Below are 20,359 nucleotides of genomic sequence, written 5' to 3'. Positions count from 1 at the left end.
TTGAGGGATAGTTTTGAAAAAGGCCGGCAAGAAGACACAGAAAAATTCGGAAACAGCGAACCTGATCATCGGGTCGGAAGGTGTTGCTGCCGAAAACCGGACAAGCCGGCTGCGGACACGCGCTGCGTGGATGTATTACGTCGAACAAATGACCCAGAATGACATTGCCGAAGCACTCGGTGTTGGCCGTGTCACAATCGTACGCCTTCTAGCTGATGCCCGTGCTCGCAATGAAGTAAAGATTACAATTGAAGGCAAGCTTGCAAGTCTGACATCCTTGGAAGTCGACCTGGAGAAGACTTTCGGCCTTGAACGCGCCATCGTTGCGCCGCTCTCGTCGCCCGACGTTGATCCGATACCGCCGATCAGTGCGGCCACGGGCGCTTATCTCTCAGAAAAAGTGCAGCACGGTATGACGATCGGCGTAGGCTGGGGGCGAACGTTATCCAGCACCTTGCAGCATATCGGCGCACGCCCCCTCAATGATTTGAAGGTAATCTCTCTGCTGGGAGGCATCGTGCAGCCACGCCGGTCAAACCCACCTGAATTTGCCTGGCAATTTGCACAGATTTTTCAGGGTGAGGGCTATCTGATCCCAGCCCCGGCGCTGGTTGATAGCAGGGAAACCCGAACTGCACTTATTGAACGCTGTGGGCTCCATACCGTGCTTGATATGGCCGAGCAGCTCGACATGGTTTTGCTCAGCGTCGGTGACATTCAGACAGCCAGCAGCACATCGTATCGTGTCGGTTTGATTGATGAGCAGCAAAAACTATCGCTTGTCGAGAACGGAGCCGTGGGCGACGTTCTGTTCCATTTCTATGACAGGAACGGCAAGATCGTCGATGATCCAGTGCATGATCGCGTCATGTCAGCCAAAATTGAAAGTCTTCAGAAAGCGCCACAGCGTATCCTTACGTCAGGCGGCAAAGAGAAAATCGCAGCCCTGCTTGGCGCAGTCAAACTTCTGAAACCAACGGTCCTCATCACTGATGAAGAAAGCGCCGCGCAGATGCTTAAAGACAAAACGTAATCCGAATAAAAGGAAGCACATCGTCGCAAAGCGATGTGCTTCCTTCTGAATACCGCATCAATCAACAGCCGCTGTGCACTCTTTAAGGATTTGCAACACTGCAGCCCGTTCTTCGATCTGTGGCATATGTCCACACCCTGCGAAAATATGGATGCCCACTTTCCCCGGCAAACCATGAGCGTGTGCGACCGGGATCACGCGATCCTCTGCACCGAATATAAGCCGTACCGGCATCGCAAGCGTGGCAATGCTTGAGCGAACTTCAAAGGTCTGTGTACCATCTGCAAAAAACCGCGCGCCAATTGCTTCCTGCGTATTGCGCAGTTCAGTGTCAGTCGCCTGAGCGACGGTTGCATTGATGAAGGGTTTCGTCAGATGGCTCTCGTCGGCGACGAGCACTTTTAGCCAGGGAACGATGCTGGCTTCGCTTTTCGCGCCGATAAGCCCCTTTACGAATGGGCCATTGACCTGCGGTCCGAGGCCACCCGACGAAATCAGCACCAATGAACGCACATCGACAACACTGCGCGCTGCCGTAACAGTCGCAACTGCTCCTCCGAGCGAATGTCCGACCATAAGGCAGGACGTCACGTTAAGGGATGCGAGTGTCGCTTCAACGCCAGCAGCAATGTCATCAATGCTTTCAGGAACGACGCGTGGTGAATTGCCATGTCCCGGAAGATCGAGAGCCAGGATTGGATGACCAAGCGATGCGCCGGCAAACAATCCACGCCACGAATTGAGATCAGCCGCAAAGCCATGGATCAGAACAATCGGCAGACGGCCTGCCTCCCCTTCGCGCAGCCAGACTGCGTTGAGCAATCCAGGCACAGACGGTTCGGCATTGTTGCGTGCAGGCGAGTTTGTTGGGATCGCAGGCCTCAAAATACCTCTATCGCCTTCAACATCCTTCTTCTGCACGCGGCCTTTCGGACCGGAGCCTTGAATGGTGGCGAGATCAATCCCTGCTTCGCGTGCAAGCCGACGTGCAAGCGGCGTGGCCCGCATATCTTTCGGTGAACCCGGTTCATCGTCTTGGGAGGATGTGGGGGTAACCTGCATCGAAGCTACTGGTTCAACAGGCGCTTCAACTGGCGCAACAACAATCGGGTCTTCGACGACAGGCACCGACTTGCCGTTGCGTTCTTCGCCTTCGTCGTAGATCCATGCGACGGCCTGACCGACTGGTACAACACTGCCTTCGGCAGCACTGATATTTGCAATGATGCCCGATGCCGGTGCATCGACTTCCATCGCTGCCTTGTCAGTCTCGATTTCAAAGAGAAGCTGACCTTTTGTGACGGTATCGCCGTCCTTGGCATACCATCGCGATATCTGCCCTGTCTCCATATCCATATCGACCTTGGGGAGAATGACTTCCACAGCCATGTTCAGCGTACTCCTTTGGCCAGATCACGAGCGCTTTTCAGGATGTCTGGCACCTGCGGAACGGTCGCGCGTTCAAGATCAGGATTATAGGGAATTGGCGTTTCCGCCCCGCCAAGGCGCACGATTGGCGCGTCGAGATAGTCGAAGGCATCGCTTTCCGCGACAATTGCCGAAATTTCAGCACCAATGCCAAGCGTTTTTACGGCTTCATAGACGCAGAGAAGCTTTGACGTCTTCTTGACGCTCTTAATGATCGTTTCACGATCAATCGGACGCACCGTGCGCAGATCAATCACCTCTACGTCGATGCCTTCCTTGGCAAGTTGAGCAGCCGCGTCTAGCGCTTTGTGCACCATGATCGCAGTCGCAACGATGGTCAGATCGCTGCCTTCGCGAACCACTTCCGCCTTGCCGATTGGCACGGTGTAAAAGCCTTCCGGAACCGGACCTTTGGTCTTGTAGAGCAGCTTGTGCTCGAAAATCATCACCGGATCAGGATCTTCTACCGCGGCAAGCAGCATACCCTTGGCATCATAGGGTGTCGAAGGTTGTAAGACTTTGAGACCCGGAACATGGCCAAGCCATGCTTCAAGGCTCTGGCTGTGCTGGGCTGCAGCACCTGTTCCCGAGCCCGCCGGAAAGCGCATGACCAGCGGCACAGAAACCGCACCGCCAAGCATGTAGCGGATTTTGGCAGCCTGATTAACAATCTGCTCCATTGCCAGCGCGGCAAAGTCGGAGAACTGAAACTCGAAAATCGGACGCATCCCGGTGAGTGCTGCACCGACTGCAACACCTGCACCGCCCAGTTCCGAAATAGGCGTATCCATAACCCGGTCCTCGCCGAAGCGATGCACCAGATCACCCGTTACCTGAAATGCGCCGCCATAGACGCCAATATCTTCACCCATCAAGAACACGCGGTCGTCGCGTTCCATGGCAATTGCCATGGCTTCCTGAATGGCTTGCGAATAGCTCAACTCGCGGATTGTTGTGTCCATGTTCAAATATCGTCCGTGTAAACGTCGCGGGTCAGGTTGGTCAGATCGGGTGCCGGGCTGTTCTTAGCGAACTCGATCGCGTCAGCGATTTCCTTCTCCACTTCAGCGCGGATTTCCTCGATCTGGGCATCATCGATGAAGCCATAGGCTTTCATATCAGCCTCAAAATGCGCGATTGGATCGCGATCATTTTGCCAATGCTCGATTTCTTCCTTGGTGCGATAGCGGTTGCGATCGCTCTTGGAATGACCACGGATACGGTATGTTTTGTTTTCAATGAGCGTCGGACCTTCGCCACGCCGCGCGCGTTCCGTGGCTTCATTGACGGCTTGCGCAACCTCCGAGAGATTGTTGCCATCCACAATCACACCCGGCATGTTATAGGCCGAGGCGCGATCAGCAATATTGTCAACTGCCGTCGAACGCTTGGTGGAGGTAGACATGCCGTAGCCGTTGTTTTCGCAGATGAAAACAACGGGGAGCTTCCAGACAGAGGCCATATTGAGCGCTTCGTGGAAAGCACCCTCATTGTTCGCTCCGTCCCCGAAGAACGACACGACAACCTTGCCGTTTTTCTGCTTCTTGGCCGAAAGCGCAGCACCAACCGCAATCGGAATGCCACCCCCGACAATACCATTTGCACCGAGATTTCCCTTGGAAACATCCGCGATATGCATCGAGCCGCCACGGCCTTTGCAATAGCCGGTTTCCTTACCGAAGAATTCGGCAAACATGCGCTTCACGTCCGCCCCCTTGGCGATGCAGTGGCCATGACCGCGATGGGTTGATGTGATCATGTCATCGTCGTTGAGCGGCAGGCACGACGCAACCGCGCTTGCCTCCTGCCCGATGGAAAGATGCATCGTTCCATGAATGAGCCCACGCGTGTAACTTTCTTCCGCGCCCTCTTCAAAGCGGCGGATCAAATACATCTTGTGCAGCGCTTCTTTCAGCTTTTCCGGTGAATAGGTGCGAAAAGCGTAAGGCAAGTTATGACGGTCACCCGTATCCTGCGGTTCGACTTTCTTGGCTTGAACCATGATGTTTGTCCTCACGCTCCGTAAACGAGCTTGTCTTGACGCGCGCGCAGTTCGGCAATTTTGGATCCGGGTGCCACAGCCGCATTGTCGTAGGTGATCAATTCACCCTTTTTGATCGGCTTCGTCACACTGCCGCCCTGCAGAAGCCCACATGGAATGGCGTGCGCGCTTCGTGCTTCGCCCGAAGTCATGATCCATGCGCGGTAGCAATATTCGCCAATGGCATCGAGTTTTTCACCTGGCTGCATGTCTTTCTTCGCCACCGCTGCCACTTCAGCGACTGGCGTCGAGAGCGGAACCATGTCCGGCTTGCCATAAAGAACAACCCGGGCGCAGGTAAGCGGCACTTCCAGCGATGTCAGATGATAAGGGCGATGGAAGGTGAAATATGGTCCTTTGCCCATCTTCAAATCTTCCATACGTTCTGAAATGCGCGGATGCGACATGTCGGCGACAACGAAGACGCCCGGCGCTACGCCCTTGCCGATGGAATAATCAACCACACCGACCTTGGACAACACGCCACCGTCCTTTTCGGGGATCAGCGTCTTATTGAGCTGGTCAAGCGTTGCGGCAGGTCCATGCATACCGGCTTTATCCGGGACAAGACCGGTAGCATTGGCAATAGCGGCCATTTCGACCATGGTTTTTGAACCATCAACGAATTCCACCAACATGCGTACGTTCATGTTACGGCGCGTGGCTTCTTCCATGTATTGGTCTGGCACGGCATCGATATTGAGCGGATTATTCTTTCCCTTGCCTGCAGCCACAATCGGGTGGCCCATCGCGGTTACGAACTCGATCAGTTCCATGCAGGACGATGGCTCATCACCCGCGCCAAGCGAATAGGTCACGCCGAGACGCTCGGCTTCTGCTTTCAGATAAGCGCCAATGGTAACGTCGGCTTCAACATTCATCATGACCAGATGCTTGCCATGTTCCATGGCACGCAGGCCGATTTCAGCACCGACAGCCGGAACACCGGTTGCATCGATCACAACATCGATAAGATCATTCTCAAGGATCAGATTGGCATTGTCGGTTACGGCAACCTTATGCGCTTCCATCGCAGCAGTCAGATCGGAAGTGGTCGAAACCTCACGGCCATGGCCTTCTTCCTGAAAGGCAATATCGACAGCTTTCAATGCATTGGGGATGCGCAGCTCGGAGATTGCGCCAACTTCGATACCCGGCATATGCGCAACGCGGGTTACGATATCCGTTCCCATTTCGCCAGAGCCAATCAGTCCGATGCGGATTGGTCGCCCGCTATCCGCGCGCGCCTGCATGTCACGCGCCAAACCTGTCAACGCCACATTGGTTGCCATCGTTTCCTCCTGAACGTCTCTGCAAAATTCTCGCAGTCTCCTCTGATGTGCAATCAATTAATGAACATTTGTTTCTAAGTCAATACCAGTGTTCATTATCACATGTCGGAATGCGCGCATGATTGGCAGCTTGTTATTAGACTTTAGTTTGTTATAGAATACAAAAGTTCTGCCGTTTCGCGCAATTCAGATTTTGAAACGTCGATACGTGCAAGCTAATAATGGCGTTCTGGTAGCTCGGCGCACTTTGGGAGTGCTCCGGGGGGAGGAGAATTAAATGGACGCGTTTCTGAGCGGACTAAAGACGGCAGTCGATACGCTTGGGGCAACAGTTCTGTTGCCTATCGTCATCTTCATTATTGCGGTGGTACTGGGTGCGAAAGTCGGCAAAGCCTTCCGTGCGGCAGTCACCATCGGTGTTGCTTTCATTGGCATCAATCTGGTTCTGGGCCTGATGTTCACTTCTATCGGTGAAGTAGCTCAGGCCATCGTCACCAACACAGGCATCAAACGTGACATCGTCGATGTGGGCTGGCCGTCCGCTGCGGCCATCGCCTTTGGTTCATCCGTGGGTTTGTGGGTAATTCCAGTTGGCATTCTGGTCAACATCGCCCTGCTGCTGATGCGTTGGACGCGCACGCTCAATGTCGATGTTTGGAATTTCTGGCACTTTGCTTTCGTAGGCTCGTTGGTTGTCGCTGCAACTGATAACATCGCTTATGGCATTATTGTTGCAGCGCTTGTTGCCGCCTTGTCCTTGCTGTTTGCCGATTGGTCGGCACGCGCTGTACAACAGTTCTACGGCATTCCGGGTGTTTCTGTGCCGCATTTGGCTTCCGCACAGATATTGCCGATTGCTATTGTGCTCAACTGGATCATGGATCGTGTTCCCGGCATCAATAAAATCAACATTAACACGGAAACCATCGAGCGCCGCTTTGGTGTTTTTGGAGAGCCCGTCGTTATGGGGCTGATCATCGGTCTCGTGCTCGGTCTTATCGCATTTTACAATGCGGGAGATTTCGGCACAGTGCTTGCCAAGGTTCTGGGCACCGGCATGACGCTGGCAGCGGTGATGCTGCTTTTGCCGCGTATGGTCAAAATCCTGATGGAAGGCTTGTTGCCGGTTTCCGATGCTGCGCAGGAATTTGTGCGTAAGCGGACGGGCGACCGCGAACTTCTCGTTGGCCTCGACTCGGCAATCCTGATCGGGCATCCGGCAGCTATCTCGTCGGCGCTTATTCTGGTACCGATTGCGATTATCCTGTCGATCATTCTGCCGGGCAATCGCGTGATTCTTTTCGCCGATCTTGCAGTTATTCCGTTCATCGTTGCAATGACGGCTCCGCTTCTGAAAGGAAATGTGTTCCGCATGGTCGTGGTGGGGACGGTGACCCTGACCATCGGGTTCTATGTTGCAAATGCGCTTGCGCCACTCTTTACCAGTGCTGCAGTCTCGTCAGGTTTCAAGCTGCCTGAAAATGCGTTGCAGATCACATCCGTGGTGGATGGGTTCCTATGGGTTCCAGACATTATCATTAAAACAATCAGCTGGCTTGGCGGTACGCTAGGCGTCGCGCTAATTGCCGTTGTTATTGCTGTGTTGTTTATGCTCTATCGTCGCAACACACTCGCATGGGAACGTGCGGCGGGTGCGGAAGACGAACCCGCAGAAGAAACGACAGCCTGATCATAGCTGTCAATTTTGCAATATAATCAAAGCCGCACGTGGAAGCAGACGTGCGGTCGTTTCCAAATGGAGAATGGAATGGCTGCTGGTCTGATTGATTATCTCGACCCACAAGCGATTGAGCTTCAAAGTGATGCAAAAACCAACGAGGAGATCATCCGAATTCTGGCAGGTAAACTGGAAAAACTGGGTTATGTAAAGCCGAGTTACGCAGACGCCGTTGTCACCCGCGAGTTAACGATGCCAACCGGATTGCCGCTTGAGCGCACCGATAATGTTGCGGTACCACATACCGATCCAGAACACGTGATCAAGGCCGGCGTTGCATTTGCAACGCTCAAAACGCCGATTGCTTTTGCCAACATGGAAGATCCAGAAGAAACGGTTCCAGTCGGATATGTCTTTCTGCTCGCCATTGATGACAAGGACAAACAGATTGAAACCTTACAGCAGATTATGACGACCATTCAGGACGCCGATGCGCTCGATAGGCTCAAAGCCGCACGTACGCTTGAGGATATTCGATCAGCGCTGCACTAAAATGATCTGATTCAATCAGACCTAAGGGCGCTCATAAGCGCATGAACACTGGAGGAGCCCATGGCTAGATTAAAAACAATTCTCTTCGCTTGCGGCACAGGCGTGGCGACATCTACAGCAGTCAACGCAACTGTGACCGAAGAAATGAAAAAGCGCGGGCTCACCTTCAATGCCCAGCAGGCAAAAGCAACTGAAGTTGCGTCGCTGGCCGATAATGTGGATTTCATCGTTTCCACAACACCTATTTCGGCTTCAGTGACCAAGCCCGTCATCAAGGGCTTGCCGTTCCTGACAGGCATCGGCAAGGATCAGGTTCTCGATCAGATCGAAGCCGAACTGCGCAAATAGCCCCCTTAGAATCATTTTTCTTGGGCTATCTTCAAATACGACATCTCTACCGGCTTCGGTCCTCAAGCAGGTAGAGATGCCCTCAGCAAACTGGTCAGCAACTTCCTCGTAAAAGCATGGGGCGGATGATCCAGAATGTCCCGCGTTTCGCCCTGCCCAACGATCCGCCCCTTCTCCAGAACAATCAACTGTTCACGCAACAACGCAACCAATGCGATGTCGTGCAACACCACCTCAAAAGTTGTTTGTTTGGAAAGACAGCGCATAAGATCGATAATGCGGGCGCGCATTGTCAGATCGAGGGCGCTGATCACCTCGTCAGCGATGATGTCGAAAACACGCTGACATGGATCGAGCGATGAATAAGTATCCTGAAATACCGCCTGCACCGCGCGGTGGAAGTCGCGCATAAAACTGCTACTGCGAGTATCCAGAAGTTCGCCACGAAACGAAAGATTCCCAGAGGATGCGCGCTGCAATCCGAGCAGCAGTTTTAACATGCGCGACTTGCCGGAACCATTCCATCTGTTGAAACTCCTGACGACGGAACCGTTGTCGTCAAGTTGTCCTCACGCTCAATCTCGCTATCGTACGATCTGAGTTACTTATAGGTGGCAAACGACGAAGCAAACGACTTTCAGTCGAAGGAAGACGGAACGGGACCTTATAAAAACTGGAAGACTGGCGCCGCGGTTCGTCGCTGTCAATGAAGCGCTTCGATAAATATTAGGAAGCCAAGCCGAAAACGGCGAGATGGTCTTCCAGTATTTTGCCGACGCAAGTGTGCTGAACAATGCCTTGCTGACCGGTTCGGTCGATATCATCACGTCGATTCAAAGCGGCAATGTCGGCCCCCGCTCGGAAGCCTTCAACCAGAAAGCAGCCTTTCGACTGCTTGCCGATATGATGGTCGAGCGTGGCCCCGCGCAGCCAGCCTCGGCATTGCCCTTGAGTCCTTGCCCGCAGCCGATTTTGCAGGTTTAGTGGCTGTGGAAGCTCCCTTCTATGCAGACGGACTGGGAGCCCTGATGATCGAAGAACAACTCCTCACTACATCCAACGGAGCCGAGACGATGAACACTCTTTCAAGAGAGCTCATCTCCATAGACTGAACAATACGGGGCGGTTGCCCTGCTCCATGCTTCACATGATTTCTATCACAGTCAATCAGGCAATCTGAAGAACATCAAGCCGTTCGCGGGTTCTGTCCGGCTTAGCGGAGAGGCTTCTTCATAATCAATAGTCCATCCGGTACGGGTGCCGTATGTCGCATGGCAGCGACCGGAAGCTATGGCAATGGTCATATTCCTGCTGCTTTCAGGCATGTGCCTCTACCGCTTTATCTAAAAACTGACGGAATTACCTCCAAGACAATCAGCATGACGATTTTATGTGCGGGTCGGCTTTGACCGGCTTCTGCCTTTTCTGCGAGGTTTTGGCCGATCATTACCAGCGAAGCGGGACCAGAATTTGCCGCACTTCGCCAGTTCAGCAATTATCTTCATTTGACTTTCCTTTTGTTTTCGATTTTCATTGTTTGACTTTCACAATCGCAAAGGCTGAATGTGGGAACAGATGGGAAAACATATCAGTTGCCAATGTGCATACCCTCTTCATGGATAGTGGCAACAACGCTAGCCGGCACTACCGTGACAGCTATAAGCGATGTGCTTAATCAACTAATCCAAACCGAGTTTGTTCAGGCGTCAATGATCACAGTCACTCTGCCGCATCTGCGGGATGGCGCTCGTTGAGCGCTTGGGTCAGTGTTGTGGTAAGCTGAATGAAGCTTGTTGGAAAACAGCTCGTTGCGACATGCTTGTTTCCCGAACGAATGCGGAGACGGCGCGTAGAAAACAGATTGCTCATAAGGGGTACGGCACATTCCCTTGAAGTCCATATTGAGAGGGTTTGCCAATAAGCGCAATAATTCCGACGGTTGGAGGAGGCCTCGGGACATATGCTGGAATTGCGAAATATCTCGAAGAAAGTTGGTGGAACCACTCACATCCATCCAACAAATCTCGTCCTGCCACGCGGGAGCCTGAATGTCCTGCTCGGACCAACCTTGTCCGGCAAGACCTCTCTTATGCGTCTCATGGCTGGCTTGGATAAACCAAGTGAAGGTTCGATCCTGTTCGATGGACAGGATGTTACCAGCATGCCCGTGCAGAAGCGCAATGTTGCGATGGTTTACCAGCAGTTTATCAATTACCCGGCCCTAACGGTCTATGAAAACATAGCTTCACCGATGCGCATCGCTGGTAAGCAACAGTCGGAGATCGACAGCGAAGTTCGCAAGGCGGCAGACCTCCTCAAGCTGACGCCCTATCTAGACAGAACACCCCTTAACCTATCTGGCGGCCAGCAACAGCGCACGGCGATTGCCCGGGCCATCGTGAAAAAGGCCAACCTGGTTCTGCTCGACGAGCCGCTGGCCAATCTGGACTACAAACTGAGAGAGGAATTACGCGAAGAGCTGCCGCGTATCTTCGCTGAATCCGGCGCCATCTTCGTCTACGCAACGACAGAACCTTCGGAGGCACTGTTGCTCGGCGGCAATACGGCTGCGCTTTCGGAAGGTCGCGTCACGCAATTCGGCCGGACAATCGACGTATATCGCCGACCAATCGACCTCATCACAGCGCGCACGTTTGCCGATCCACCCTTGAACACTGCGCACATGATCAAGTCAGGCGACCGTTTCCTGCGGGCGGATCGCCCAGCCATCGACGTGCCGAACCAATTGGTCGATATCAGTGACGGCCCGCTAACTATCGCGTTTCAGCCGCATCATCTGCTCGTCCGCCCGGTGGAGAACGCCACAGTCCCCATTCGGGCACGCACGCTGGTGTCCGAAATCGCCGGATCGGAAAGCTTTATCCATCTCGATTACGAAGGTAACCGCTGGGTCATGTTGGCGCACGGCATCCAGATTATCGAACCCGACCGCGAAATCGAGGTCTACCTCGACACGCGACATCTGATGGCATTCGATGAGACCGGCCGCGCTGTCGGTTCGGTGGCTTAGGAGAACGGCGATGGCACGTATCACTCTCGACCATATCCGCCACGCCTACAATGCGAAAGCGCAAGCCGCAGGCGAGTATGCGCTCAATATGGTCAATTATGAGTGGGAGGACGGAAGCGCTTATGCATTGCTCGGCCCCTCCGGTTGCGGCAAGACAACTCTGCTCAACATTATCTCTGGCCTTTTACAGCCAACCGAGGGACGTATTCTTTTTGATGGTCAGGATGTGACGAACCTTGCGACCGAGGACCGCAATATTGCGCAGGTCTTCCAGTTTCCCGTTGTCTACGACACAATGACAGTTTTCGATAATCTAGCCTTTCCTCTGCGAAACCGACGTATGCCGGAAGTGGAAGTGGAACGTCGCGTCAAGGACATTCTGGAAATGACGGACCTCGGCAGTATTGCCGAACGTCGCGCGCGCGGACTGACAGCAGATCAAAAGCAGAAGATTTCACTGGGGCGCGGATTAGTACGCGCGAACGTGAACGCGATCCTGTTCGACGAACCGCTGACGGTTATCGATCCGCACATGAAATGGGTATTGCGTTCGCAGTTGAAGCGCCTGCACCACCAGTCTGGGTTCACATTGGTTTATGTCACGCACGACCAAACGGAAGCGCTGACGTTCGCCGACAAAGTCGTGGTGATGCATAATGGAGAGATCGTGCAGATCGGTACGCCCGCCGAACTGTTCGAGCGCCCGAAGCACACATTCGTCGGCTATTTCATCGGCTCACCGGGTATGAACCTAATGCCAGCCCGAATAGATGGGAGCACTGCGACGGTAGGCACGCAGACCATTCCACTGGCCGGCAAACCACAGATTGGCGATGCTAAAAGCATTGAACTTGGCATCCGACCGGAATTTGTAAGGCTCGGTCGCGAAGGTCTGCCCATCCGCATCGACAAGATTGAGGATATCGGCCGTTACCGCATCGTGCGTGCTGGCTTCGAAGGGCAGAAACTGGCCGTAGTGATCGGTGAGGATGGCGAGATTCCAACCGAACCGCACGTGACCTTCGATCCCAAGGCAATCGGAATATTTGCGGATTCCTGGCGTGTGGGGATGGAGAGCTGACCATGGAGAAGAGCTGGAACAACAAAGCCTGGTTCATGGTCCTACCTGTGTTGGTGCTGGTCGCCTTTTCCGCCGTCATACCGCTAATGACCGTGGTGAATTATTCAGTACAGGATACGTTCGGCAATAATCAGTTTTTCTGGGCTGGAACGGACTGGTTTGAACAGATTCTTCACTCCGGTCGTTTCTGGAACGCACTCGGGCGCAACCTCATTTTTTCGTTCATCGTTCTGGCCATTCAGATACCTCTCGGTATCCTGATTGCGCTCAACATGCCCAAAAAGGGGTTCTGGGTACCGGTATGCCTCGTTACGATGGCGCTACCCCTGCTGATCCCGTGGAACGTCGTCGGCACGATCTGGCAGGTCTTTGGACGCAGCGACATCGGCTTGCTCGGCTATTACGCCAATTGGCTGGGATTGGATTACAACTACGTCAACGATCCGTTCGACGCATGGGTAACGATCATTATCATGGACGTGTGGCACTGGACCAGCCTGGTGGTATTGCTGTGCTATGCGAGCCTCGTATCCATTCCCGATGCCTATTATCAAGCAGCTCGGATTGATGGAGCGTCACGATTTTCAGTATTCCGTTACATCCAACTGCCAAAGATGAAACGTGTTCTGTTGATCGCTGTTCTGCTCCGTTTCATGGATAGTTTCATGATCTATACTGAGCCATTCGTGGTCACCGGCGGTGGGCCAGGCAATTCAACTACATTTCTGTCGATCGATCTGGTCAAGATGGCGCTGGGACAGTTCGATCTGGGACCAGCGGCAGCCATGTCACTGATCTACTTCCTTATCATCCTGCTGCTGTCATGGGTGTTCTACACCGTCATGACCAGCCACGATCAGGAGATGTAAGATGAATGTCGTACAAGGAGCCTCTGTGGGCGGCGTGGATGCGATTACGCCGGTTGCAAACACTGCCAGGCGGCGATCAAGCAGACGCGAAACTTCACGGCTCGGCTGGCTGATACCGACCATCTACATCATATTGCTTCTGGTACCGATCTACTGGCTCATCAATATGAGCTTCAAGACCAATCAGGAGATACTGACGTCGCTGACGCTGTTTCCGCATGAGCCAACACTTCAGAACTATCGCGCCATATTCACCGACTCCGCCTGGTATTCAGGCTATATCAACTCGATCATCTATGTGGTCATGAATATGGTAATCTCGGTTGCGGTAGCGCTACCTGCGGCTTATGCATTTTCGCGTTACCGCTTCCTGGGGGACAAACACCTGTTCTTCTGGCTCCTGACAAACCGCATGGCGCCTCCAGCGGTGTTCGCCTTGCCGTTCTTCCAACTCTATTCAGCATTCGGGCTCATTGATACGCATATCGCGGTTGCACTGGCGCATTGTCTTTTCAACGTGCCGCTGGCGGTGTGGATTCTGGAAGGCTTCATGTCCGGCGTACCGAAAGAAATAGACGAGACAGCCTATATTGATGGCTATTCGTTTCCAAAATTCTTTGTGAAAATTTTTATGCCCCTGATCGCGTCCGGCATCGGGGTGGCAGCCTTCTTCTGCTTCATGTTCTCATGGGTCGAGTTGTTGATAGCACGCACCCTCACGACCACAGACGCAAAGCCCATCGCAGCCACGATGACACGCACCGTATCGGCTGCAGGAATGGACTGGGGCCTCCTTGCTGCAGCCGGTGTTCTCACACTGATACCCGGCGCGCTGGTGATCTGGTTTGTCCGAAATTACATCGCCAAGGGCTTCGCGTTGGGGAGGGTGTGACATGTTTCATATGCCTGATTTCTCATGGATGGCCTGGACTTGGCAAACCGCAACTTTTTTCTGCAGTATTGCCGCCCTGCTCCTTGGCATGGGCGTATGGGAATATGCTTCCCGCGGAGGGGCACCACGCAACGGTATCCTGGGGTTCGAGACGACACGCGGTGACCGTTTATTCGTCTCGCTGCTCGGCAGCGCATTCATCAATCTGGCATGGCTTGGACTGGTTGGTCCAAACCTATGGTGGGCTGTAGCCCTTTCAGTGGTCTACGCCATTGGCGTGTTCCGCTTTGTATAAGAAGTCCGAAGCGGAATATCTCCGCTTCATGCAGTAGTGGGCTCGGGGGACATACCGTGCCCGAAAGTCGATATGCACTCGCAAGCTTTGGGAGGATCAACATGCGACGGCATCTAATGACAACTACGGCACTCATCGTGCTGGCAATGACAGGCGCCGCTTCAGCGGGAATGGACGAGGCAAAGCAATTTCTCGACAAGGAAATCGGTGAGCTTTCATCCCTTTCGCGCGCCGATCAGGAAAAGGAAATGCAATGGTTCATCGATGCCGCCAAGCCTTTCCAGGGCATGGACATCAAGGTTGTTTCTGAGTCCCTGACCACCCACGATTATGAATCCAAGGTGCTGGCGCCCGCATTTACCGCCATCACAGGCATAAAGGTCACGCACGACCTCATTCAGGAAGGGGACGTCGTCGAAAAAATCCAGACACAGATGCAGACCGGCCAGAACCTTTATGACGGCTGGGTCAACGACTCCGACCTGATTGGAACGCACTGGCGGTATCAGCAGGTCCGCAACCTCACCGACTTCATGGCCAATGAAGGCAAGGAGGTTACCAATCCGGGCCTCGATCTCGATGATTTCATCGGCAGCAAGTTCACGACCGCACCGGATAAGAAGCTCTATCAGCTTCCCGACCAGCAATTCGCGAACCTTTATTGGTTTCGTTACGACTGGTTTAACGACGAAAAGAACAAGGCCGATTTCAAAGCCAAGTACGGTTATGACCTTGGCGTTCCGGTCAACTGGTCGGCATATGAGGATATTGCCGAGTTCTTCACCGGTCGTGAAGTTGACGGCAAGAAGGTTTACGGCCATATGGACTATGGCAAGAAGGACCCCTCACTGGGCTGGCGCTTTACCGATGCGTGGCTTTCCATGGCCGGTAATGGGGACAAGGGCCTGCCCAACGGTCTGCCGGTCGACGAATGGGGCATCAAGGTCGATGACCAATCTCGTCCGGTCGGTTCGTGCGTAGCACGCGGCGGCGACACCAACGGACCGGCTTCAGTCTACGCTATCCAGAAATACCTCGACTGGATCAAGGCCTATGCTCCGGCGGAGGCCCAGGGCATGACCTTCTCTGAATCGGGGCCCGTTCCCTCACAGGGCAACATCGCCCAGCAGATATTCTGGTACACCGCTTTCACCGCCGATATGGCGAAACCTGGCCTTCCGGTTGTGAACGAGGATGGAACGCCAAAATGGCGCGTTGCTCCTTCCCCGCACGGTGTTTACTGGAAGGACGGCATGAAGCTTGGCTATCAGGATGTCGGTTCCTGGACACTGATGAAGTCCACACCGGATGATCGCGCCAAGGCCGCTTGGCTATATGCACAGTTCGTCACCTCCAAGACGGTCGATGTGAAAAAGAGCCATGTGGGGCTAACTTTCATCCGTGATTCAACGATCCATCACCCGAGCTTCACGGATCGCGCACCAAAACTCGGCGGTCTGGTCGAATTCTATCGTTCTCCGGCTCGAGTGCAGTGGTCACCAACCGGCACCAACGTTCCTGACTATCCCAAGCTGGCTCAGCTATGGTGGCAAGCGATCGGCGATGCGTCGTCGGGTGCAAAAACGGCGCAAGAAGCAATGGATTCGCTTTGCGCCGAACAAGAAAAAGTTCTCTCGCGTCTGGAGCGCGCAGGGGTTCAGGGCGACATCGGGCCAAAACTCGCCGAGGAACACGATATTGAGTATTGGAACAAGGATGCCGTTTCCAAGGGCAACCTCGCTCCTCAACTGAAAATCGAAAACGAGAAGGAGAAGCCGGTCACCGTCAATTACGACGAACTGGTCAAGAGCTGGCAGAAATAAAGCCTGCGCGCAAGCTTGGTCGGTCGGCCTATTGTGCCGACCGGCTATTGGCGTCAACTTGCCGTAGCGGCAACACCATGTGAACCGAAAATAGCGACAATTCCTCTGGCGGGACGTGAAGCCTAGCAAGAGCCACAGACCTGTTGTCGTGATATCCAAGGACGCAGAAATCGCGCATGAAGTCATTTGGATAGCGCCGCCCCCGTGCCTCCGCTCATGCGATCGCGGCATTGACCTGATCAGCTGGCTCCGTAGAGAGGAGCATGAACAACATCCTAGCGAATGAACCTTTTCATTAGTTGTTTGTTAACCATGCTGGAGGATATCGCCATGCAGTTGATTTTTTGGATTGAGATAACAGCTATCCTGGCCGTCAGTGCTGTCGTCGTTGGCATTACCTGGATCGAGACCCATAAGAAATAACACGATAACTTGACTGACCGCGTAGCACACCAGAAATGATGTGGTTTGGCGTCAACTTGCCAGCGAATTCGCGCTATCTGGTTGGGGACTGCCTTACTCCTTCATTGGAGTGATGAGTTGCAATGATGATTTTCGCCTAAGAGCCAGACACCGGCATAACAGAACGATCCTAATCCTGATAAGCTAGACTATCGCTGAAATTTTCGCTGAAATTGCGCCCGGCTTCGCGGGCTATATTGGCCACAAGCGTGACCAGGCGCGTTGCTGCGCTCTCCATACAAATCGCGCTATAGCTCGTAGCCGGAAAAACGGCATTGGTGTTCAGCACCTGCAGTTCTCCCGTCCGAAGCTCTTTCTGGATCACTACCGGAGGAATGACGGAAATTCCGACACCTGCCGAAATCATGTTGATCGTCGTGGTAAGGGAATTGGAGTAGTGGACGGTCGCATCCTTGAGGCGCTCCTCCGTGAAATAATTGATGATCTGCTGATAGTTATAGGAACCGCTTTCATAGGAAATGAGGTTGCAGCCGAGCAGATCATCGCGTGACAGAACGTCCTCGGCTCCCCCGGGAAACTGATTGCTGCGTGATATCCAAAACATGCCGAAAGTACATATGTCGACGATACGCAAGTTGGGCGAAGGCACGGGCTTGATGGCAAAAACGATATCCAGCTCCCGCTGCTCCAGCTTCTGCACGATCCCTTTTGAAGACGAGGTCGTGATCGAGATGCGTATTTGCGGGTAGCGCTGACGGACAATATCGAGGATGCCTGGCAATATGGTCATCGCGAGGCTAGGAACAATGCCGATCTTCAGTGTTCCCTCAAGCCCATTTTGCGGGCTCAGGCTTTCCACCAAGTTATGGTAACGGCGCACGACATCGCGCGCACCTTCAACAAAAGCTTCGCCTTCGACCGTCAGATTTACGTCGCGGGCATCGCGGTCGAAGAGCCGGAAACCCAATTCCTGCTCCATGGCGCCGATGCGATTGGATATTGCCGCTGGCGTCATGTTGAGGCGAGCCGCCGTCGCCCGGAAATTACGCAGTTCCGACAACCAGATCACCGTTTCCAGAAAACGGATATTCATAGACGGGCGTGTTCCTTCCCATTTCAATCACCCGCGCGCCTGTATTTCTTGAGGTCCCTTATTGCGCTTCGGGTAACCAGATTCGTCTTTTCCTTCTAAGACACTTACGGGATGAAAATAAGAGAATCGTCATATTCCAGCCCACAAATGATCGGGGCCGGTCGGAACTGGCCCGCATCAGATCAGCTTCCCGCGTGCGCGAGAATTTTCTTGGTGGCACCAGACACGTCACCGAGCTTGAGACCAGCTTTCACCGAAGCCTCGCGCGCCTTGCCTTTGTCCTGTATGTCGAGCGCACGTGAGGCGACCGCGTTCACTTCGTCTGGTGGCAGGACCAGAACCCCGCTCTCATCGGCGAGAATGGCATCACCGGGATTGACGACGACCCCCCCGCAGGACACCGGAATGTTGATGCCACCTCCCAAATCATAAAGCCGGGTGGTGATAGGGGAAATCCCCCTCGCCCACATCGGAAAATCGGAATCCTCAATTTCCGTCAGATCCGTGCAAGGACCATCCACAATGCCGGCTACTGCACCGGAGGCCTTCGCAGCAATGGTCACACCACCACCCCAGCACGCATAGCGGTCGTCACCCATTCGGTCCACCACCAAGATATCGCCGGGGCGGAGCATTCCGGTTACGTGATGAAGCAAAGTGGAATCCGGTCCTGGTATAGCGATGGTGACGGCAGTGCCGACCACACGGCGCTTCGGAAGGAGCGGTTGGATGGAGCGGTGCATGAAGCCGAAGAAACGCCAATGTCCGACGGTGGCCGTCTCTACCCCCGACAGAAGCTGGAGATCACCGGCAGGAATCTGTTCCGGCATGGGATTGATCGTGTACATGAGCGCCTCCTATGCACACGCTTGCAACTGCTTGCCGATACGGCGATGGTTGACCATGGGGATGAGTGATCGCACACGCTCAATCTGCGTGCGCTCGATGCGTGCCGTTACAAAGCCGACGCCATCTGATGCGCGCGCCACGACATGCCCCCATGGATCGCAGACCAGCGAGTGACCATAGGTATAACGCCGCTCGCCATTCGAGACCGTACTGCCCGTCTGGCCGCAAGCGGCAAAATAGGTCTGGGTTTCGATGGCTCGGGCACGCGCCAGCACTTCCCAATGATCTTTGCCGGTTTGCAGCGTGAACGCGGCAGGAAGTACGATGACATCGGCGCCTGCCTTTTCCAGCTCCAGATAAAGTTCGGCAAAGCGGATGTCGTAGCAGATCGCGCAACCAATCTTGAACCCTTCGAGGTCATAGACAACGACATTCTCACCGGGCTTGACGGTCGCGGATTCCTTATAGGCCATCCCATCTGGTCCAACGATGTCGAACATATGGATCTTGCGATAATGCGCGATCTCCTTGCCTTTGCGGTTGAAGACGAAGGTGGAGTTGTAGATGCGTTTTTCGTTTGGAACCTTTTCCATCAAGGTTCCGGCATGGACGAACACCTCGTGCTCACGGGCAAAGTCCTGCGCCATCCTGTAGGCAGGACCGCCGGGAACACTCTCCGCAGCGGCAAGCTTGTCCTCGGGACTGCCACCATAATATTCGAAATATTCGGGCAGCACGATCAGGTCCGGTGAATCCGCGCGCATGGCGTCTTCCATCAATTCCCGCGTTATACGCAGGTTTTCTGCCTTGTCAGTCTGCGGGCTCGTTTGGATCAGGCTGATCTTCATTTTTTTCCTCCAGCAAATGAGTGGGTATTCAGTCCAGGAATAATCAGGCAACCAGAGCTTCGCTTTTGAGCATGTTTACGGTCGAAAGCATGCCCTGGCGAAGCGTCATGTTCTGGGTGGCGACGACCAGCATCGCCGCTCCCTCGTCTTGAGCGAAGCGCCGTTCGGCTTCGGTCCAGGCGGGCATGATCCATGATTTTCCGGCAGCGCGCGCAGCGGCCGCGCAGCGACGCAGATCCGCCTTGTCATCATCATTGAATGCATAGGCTCCCCGGCCGCGCGCGAGCGCTAGATCCGAAGGGCCAGGAAACAAGCCGTCGACCGTCTCGAGCGCAACGATTTTCTCAACATCGGCCAGGCTTTCCGCCGTCTCGATCATCGCGAAGCATTTGGTGCGCTTGTTCTCTTTATCGAAGGCGTCCGTCGCCGGGCGGTTATAGCCGAAAATGCGACCGCCAGTATAAGAACGCGTACCAACCAGCGGGTACTTTGCAGCTTTCGTAACTTGATGCGCATGATCCACGCCGAGAATGTGCGGAACGATGACGCCATCCGACCCAAAGTCCAGCGCCTGCTGAATGGCCTCAGGCGTCGGTGCCAGCACCTTGGTCAAGGTTAAGAGACCGTGCGCCTTGGTAAAAGCCAGAAACTGGTCCAGCGTCGACAGATCGAAGGTTCCGTGTTCAAGTTCCAAGACGAAGGACGAGAAGCCGCAGGTCCTGGCAATTTCGAGATAACTGAAATGCGGTTGTGACATCCAGAGGGCGATATTTTCCATGCTTG

The 20,359-nt window shown here is 54.1% G+C and carries 20 protein-coding genes; 11 read left to right on the top strand and 9 right to left on the bottom strand.

Going from position 1 to position 20,359, the window contains the following annotated elements; genetic code table 11:
* Positions 1–13 precede the first annotated feature (13 nt).
* Entirely contained in the window at positions 14–1,033 is a 1,020-nt protein-coding gene (locus FJQ48_RS02580) for a sugar-binding transcriptional regulator (RefSeq protein WP_139973658.1), read from the top strand.
* Positions 1,034–1,090: 57 nt separating this feature from the next.
* Here the strand turns inward: FJQ48_RS02580 and FJQ48_RS02575 are convergent, their stop codons facing one another.
* From FJQ48_RS02575 to FJQ48_RS02560, 4 genes are read right to left on the bottom strand one after another with little or no spacing between them, the layout of a single operon-like run.
* Entirely contained in the window at positions 1,091–2,422 is a 1,332-nt protein-coding gene (locus FJQ48_RS02575; RefSeq protein WP_139973657.1) for an acetoin dehydrogenase dihydrolipoyllysine-residue acetyltransferase subunit, read from the bottom strand.
* A gap of 2 nt (positions 2,423–2,424) precedes the next feature.
* Positions 2,425–3,423, bottom strand: a complete 999-nt coding sequence (locus FJQ48_RS02570; RefSeq protein WP_139973656.1) for an alpha-ketoacid dehydrogenase subunit beta — start codon at positions 3,421–3,423, stop codon at positions 2,425–2,427.
* 2 nt (positions 3,424–3,425) lie between these two features.
* Positions 3,426–4,463 (bottom strand): thiamine pyrophosphate-dependent dehydrogenase E1 component subunit alpha, encoded by a 1,038-nt coding sequence (locus FJQ48_RS02565; protein ID WP_139973655.1) that lies wholly within the window; start codon positions 4,461–4,463, stop codon positions 3,426–3,428.
* A gap of 11 nt (positions 4,464–4,474) precedes the next feature.
* Positions 4,475–5,794, bottom strand: coding sequence for an NAD(P)H-dependent oxidoreductase (locus tag FJQ48_RS02560; protein WP_139973654.1), 1,320 nt, complete (start codon positions 5,792–5,794; stop codon positions 4,475–4,477).
* A 277-nt stretch (positions 5,795–6,071) separates the two neighbouring features.
* Here FJQ48_RS02560 and FJQ48_RS02555 point away from each other — a divergent pair, with 277 nt between their 5' ends.
* The 3 genes from FJQ48_RS02555 (at position 6,072) to FJQ48_RS02545 (ending at position 8,372) form a co-directional block, all read left to right on the top strand.
* Positions 6,072–7,484 (top strand): PTS transporter subunit IIC, encoded by a 1,413-nt coding sequence (locus FJQ48_RS02555; RefSeq protein WP_139973653.1) that lies wholly within the window; start codon positions 6,072–6,074, stop codon positions 7,482–7,484.
* A 78-nt stretch (positions 7,485–7,562) separates the two neighbouring features.
* Entirely contained in the window at positions 7,563–8,024 is a 462-nt protein-coding gene (locus FJQ48_RS02550) for a PTS sugar transporter subunit IIA (protein ID WP_139973652.1), read from the top strand.
* Positions 8,025–8,084: 60 nt separating this feature from the next.
* Positions 8,085–8,372 carry a PTS sugar transporter subunit IIB gene (locus tag FJQ48_RS02545; protein WP_139973651.1) on the top strand — a complete coding sequence of 96 codons (288 nt, stop codon included), beginning with the start codon at positions 8,085–8,087 and terminating at the stop codon, positions 8,370–8,372.
* 62 nt (positions 8,373–8,434) lie between these two features.
* On the opposite strand, the gene FJQ48_RS02540 is transcribed toward FJQ48_RS02545, so the two are convergent.
* Positions 8,435–8,872 (bottom strand): hypothetical protein, encoded by a 438-nt coding sequence (locus FJQ48_RS02540; RefSeq protein ID WP_139973650.1) that lies wholly within the window; start codon positions 8,870–8,872, stop codon positions 8,435–8,437.
* A 253-nt stretch (positions 8,873–9,125) separates the two neighbouring features.
* On the opposite strand from FJQ48_RS02540, the gene FJQ48_RS22630 reads away from it, so the two are divergent.
* The 7 genes from FJQ48_RS22630 to FJQ48_RS02500 all read left to right on the top strand — a co-directional run bounded on the left by FJQ48_RS22630 (position 9,126) and on the right by FJQ48_RS02500 (position 16,363).
* The gene (locus tag FJQ48_RS22630; RefSeq protein ID WP_247870281.1) at positions 9,126–9,356 is read left to right on the top strand and encodes a hypothetical protein; all 231 of its coding nucleotides are present in this window, start codon (positions 9,126–9,128) and stop codon (positions 9,354–9,356) included.
* Positions 9,357–10,332: 976 nt separating this feature from the next.
* Complete coding sequence (locus FJQ48_RS02525; protein ID WP_139973649.1) at positions 10,333–11,403, top strand: ABC transporter ATP-binding protein; 1,071 nt, start codon at positions 10,333–10,335, stop codon at positions 11,401–11,403.
* Positions 11,404–11,413: 10 nt separating this feature from the next.
* Positions 11,414–12,484 carry an ABC transporter ATP-binding protein gene (locus FJQ48_RS02520; protein WP_139973648.1) on the top strand — a complete coding sequence of 357 codons (1,071 nt, stop codon included), beginning with the start codon at positions 11,414–11,416 and terminating at the stop codon, positions 12,482–12,484.
* Between the two features lie 2 nt (positions 12,485–12,486).
* Positions 12,487–13,353 (top strand): sugar ABC transporter permease, encoded by an 867-nt coding sequence (locus tag FJQ48_RS02515; RefSeq protein ID WP_139973647.1) that lies wholly within the window; start codon positions 12,487–12,489, stop codon positions 13,351–13,353.
* Position 13,354: 1 nt separating this feature from the next.
* A complete protein-coding gene (locus FJQ48_RS02510) occupies positions 13,355–14,245 on the top strand; it encodes a carbohydrate ABC transporter permease (protein WP_139973646.1) in 891 nt (296 codons plus the stop codon).
* Between the two features lies 1 nt (position 14,246).
* Positions 14,247–14,540 (top strand): DUF2160 domain-containing protein, encoded by a 294-nt coding sequence (locus FJQ48_RS02505; protein WP_139973645.1) that lies wholly within the window; start codon positions 14,247–14,249, stop codon positions 14,538–14,540.
* Between the two features lie 101 nt (positions 14,541–14,641).
* Positions 14,642–16,363, top strand: coding sequence for an ABC transporter substrate-binding protein (locus FJQ48_RS02500; RefSeq protein ID WP_139973644.1), 1,722 nt, complete (start codon positions 14,642–14,644; stop codon positions 16,361–16,363).
* A 592-nt stretch (positions 16,364–16,955) separates the two neighbouring features.
* On the opposite strand, the gene FJQ48_RS02495 is transcribed toward FJQ48_RS02500, so the two are convergent.
* The 4 genes from FJQ48_RS02495 to FJQ48_RS02480 form a co-directional block, all read right to left on the bottom strand.
* A complete protein-coding gene (locus tag FJQ48_RS02495) occupies positions 16,956–17,879 on the bottom strand; it encodes a LysR family transcriptional regulator (protein WP_139973643.1) in 924 nt (307 codons plus the stop codon).
* A gap of 182 nt (positions 17,880–18,061) precedes the next feature.
* The gene (locus FJQ48_RS02490) at positions 18,062–18,727 is read right to left on the bottom strand and encodes an RraA family protein (RefSeq protein ID WP_139973642.1); all 666 of its coding nucleotides are present in this window, start codon (positions 18,725–18,727) and stop codon (positions 18,062–18,064) included.
* A 9-nt stretch (positions 18,728–18,736) separates the two neighbouring features.
* Positions 18,737–19,576, bottom strand: a complete 840-nt coding sequence (locus FJQ48_RS02485; protein ID WP_139973641.1) for a carbon-nitrogen hydrolase family protein — start codon at positions 19,574–19,576, stop codon at positions 18,737–18,739.
* Between the two features lie 43 nt (positions 19,577–19,619).
* Entirely contained in the window at positions 19,620–20,354 is a 735-nt protein-coding gene (locus FJQ48_RS02480; RefSeq protein WP_139973640.1) for an aldolase/citrate lyase family protein, read from the bottom strand.
* Positions 20,355–20,359 lie beyond the last annotated feature (5 nt).

Source organism: Ochrobactrum sp. CGA5, from assembly GCF_006345815.1.
Taxonomy (GTDB): Bacteria; Pseudomonadota; Alphaproteobacteria; order Rhizobiales; family Rhizobiaceae; genus Brucella.
This window is presented reverse-complemented; position numbering and strand designations above follow the sequence as displayed.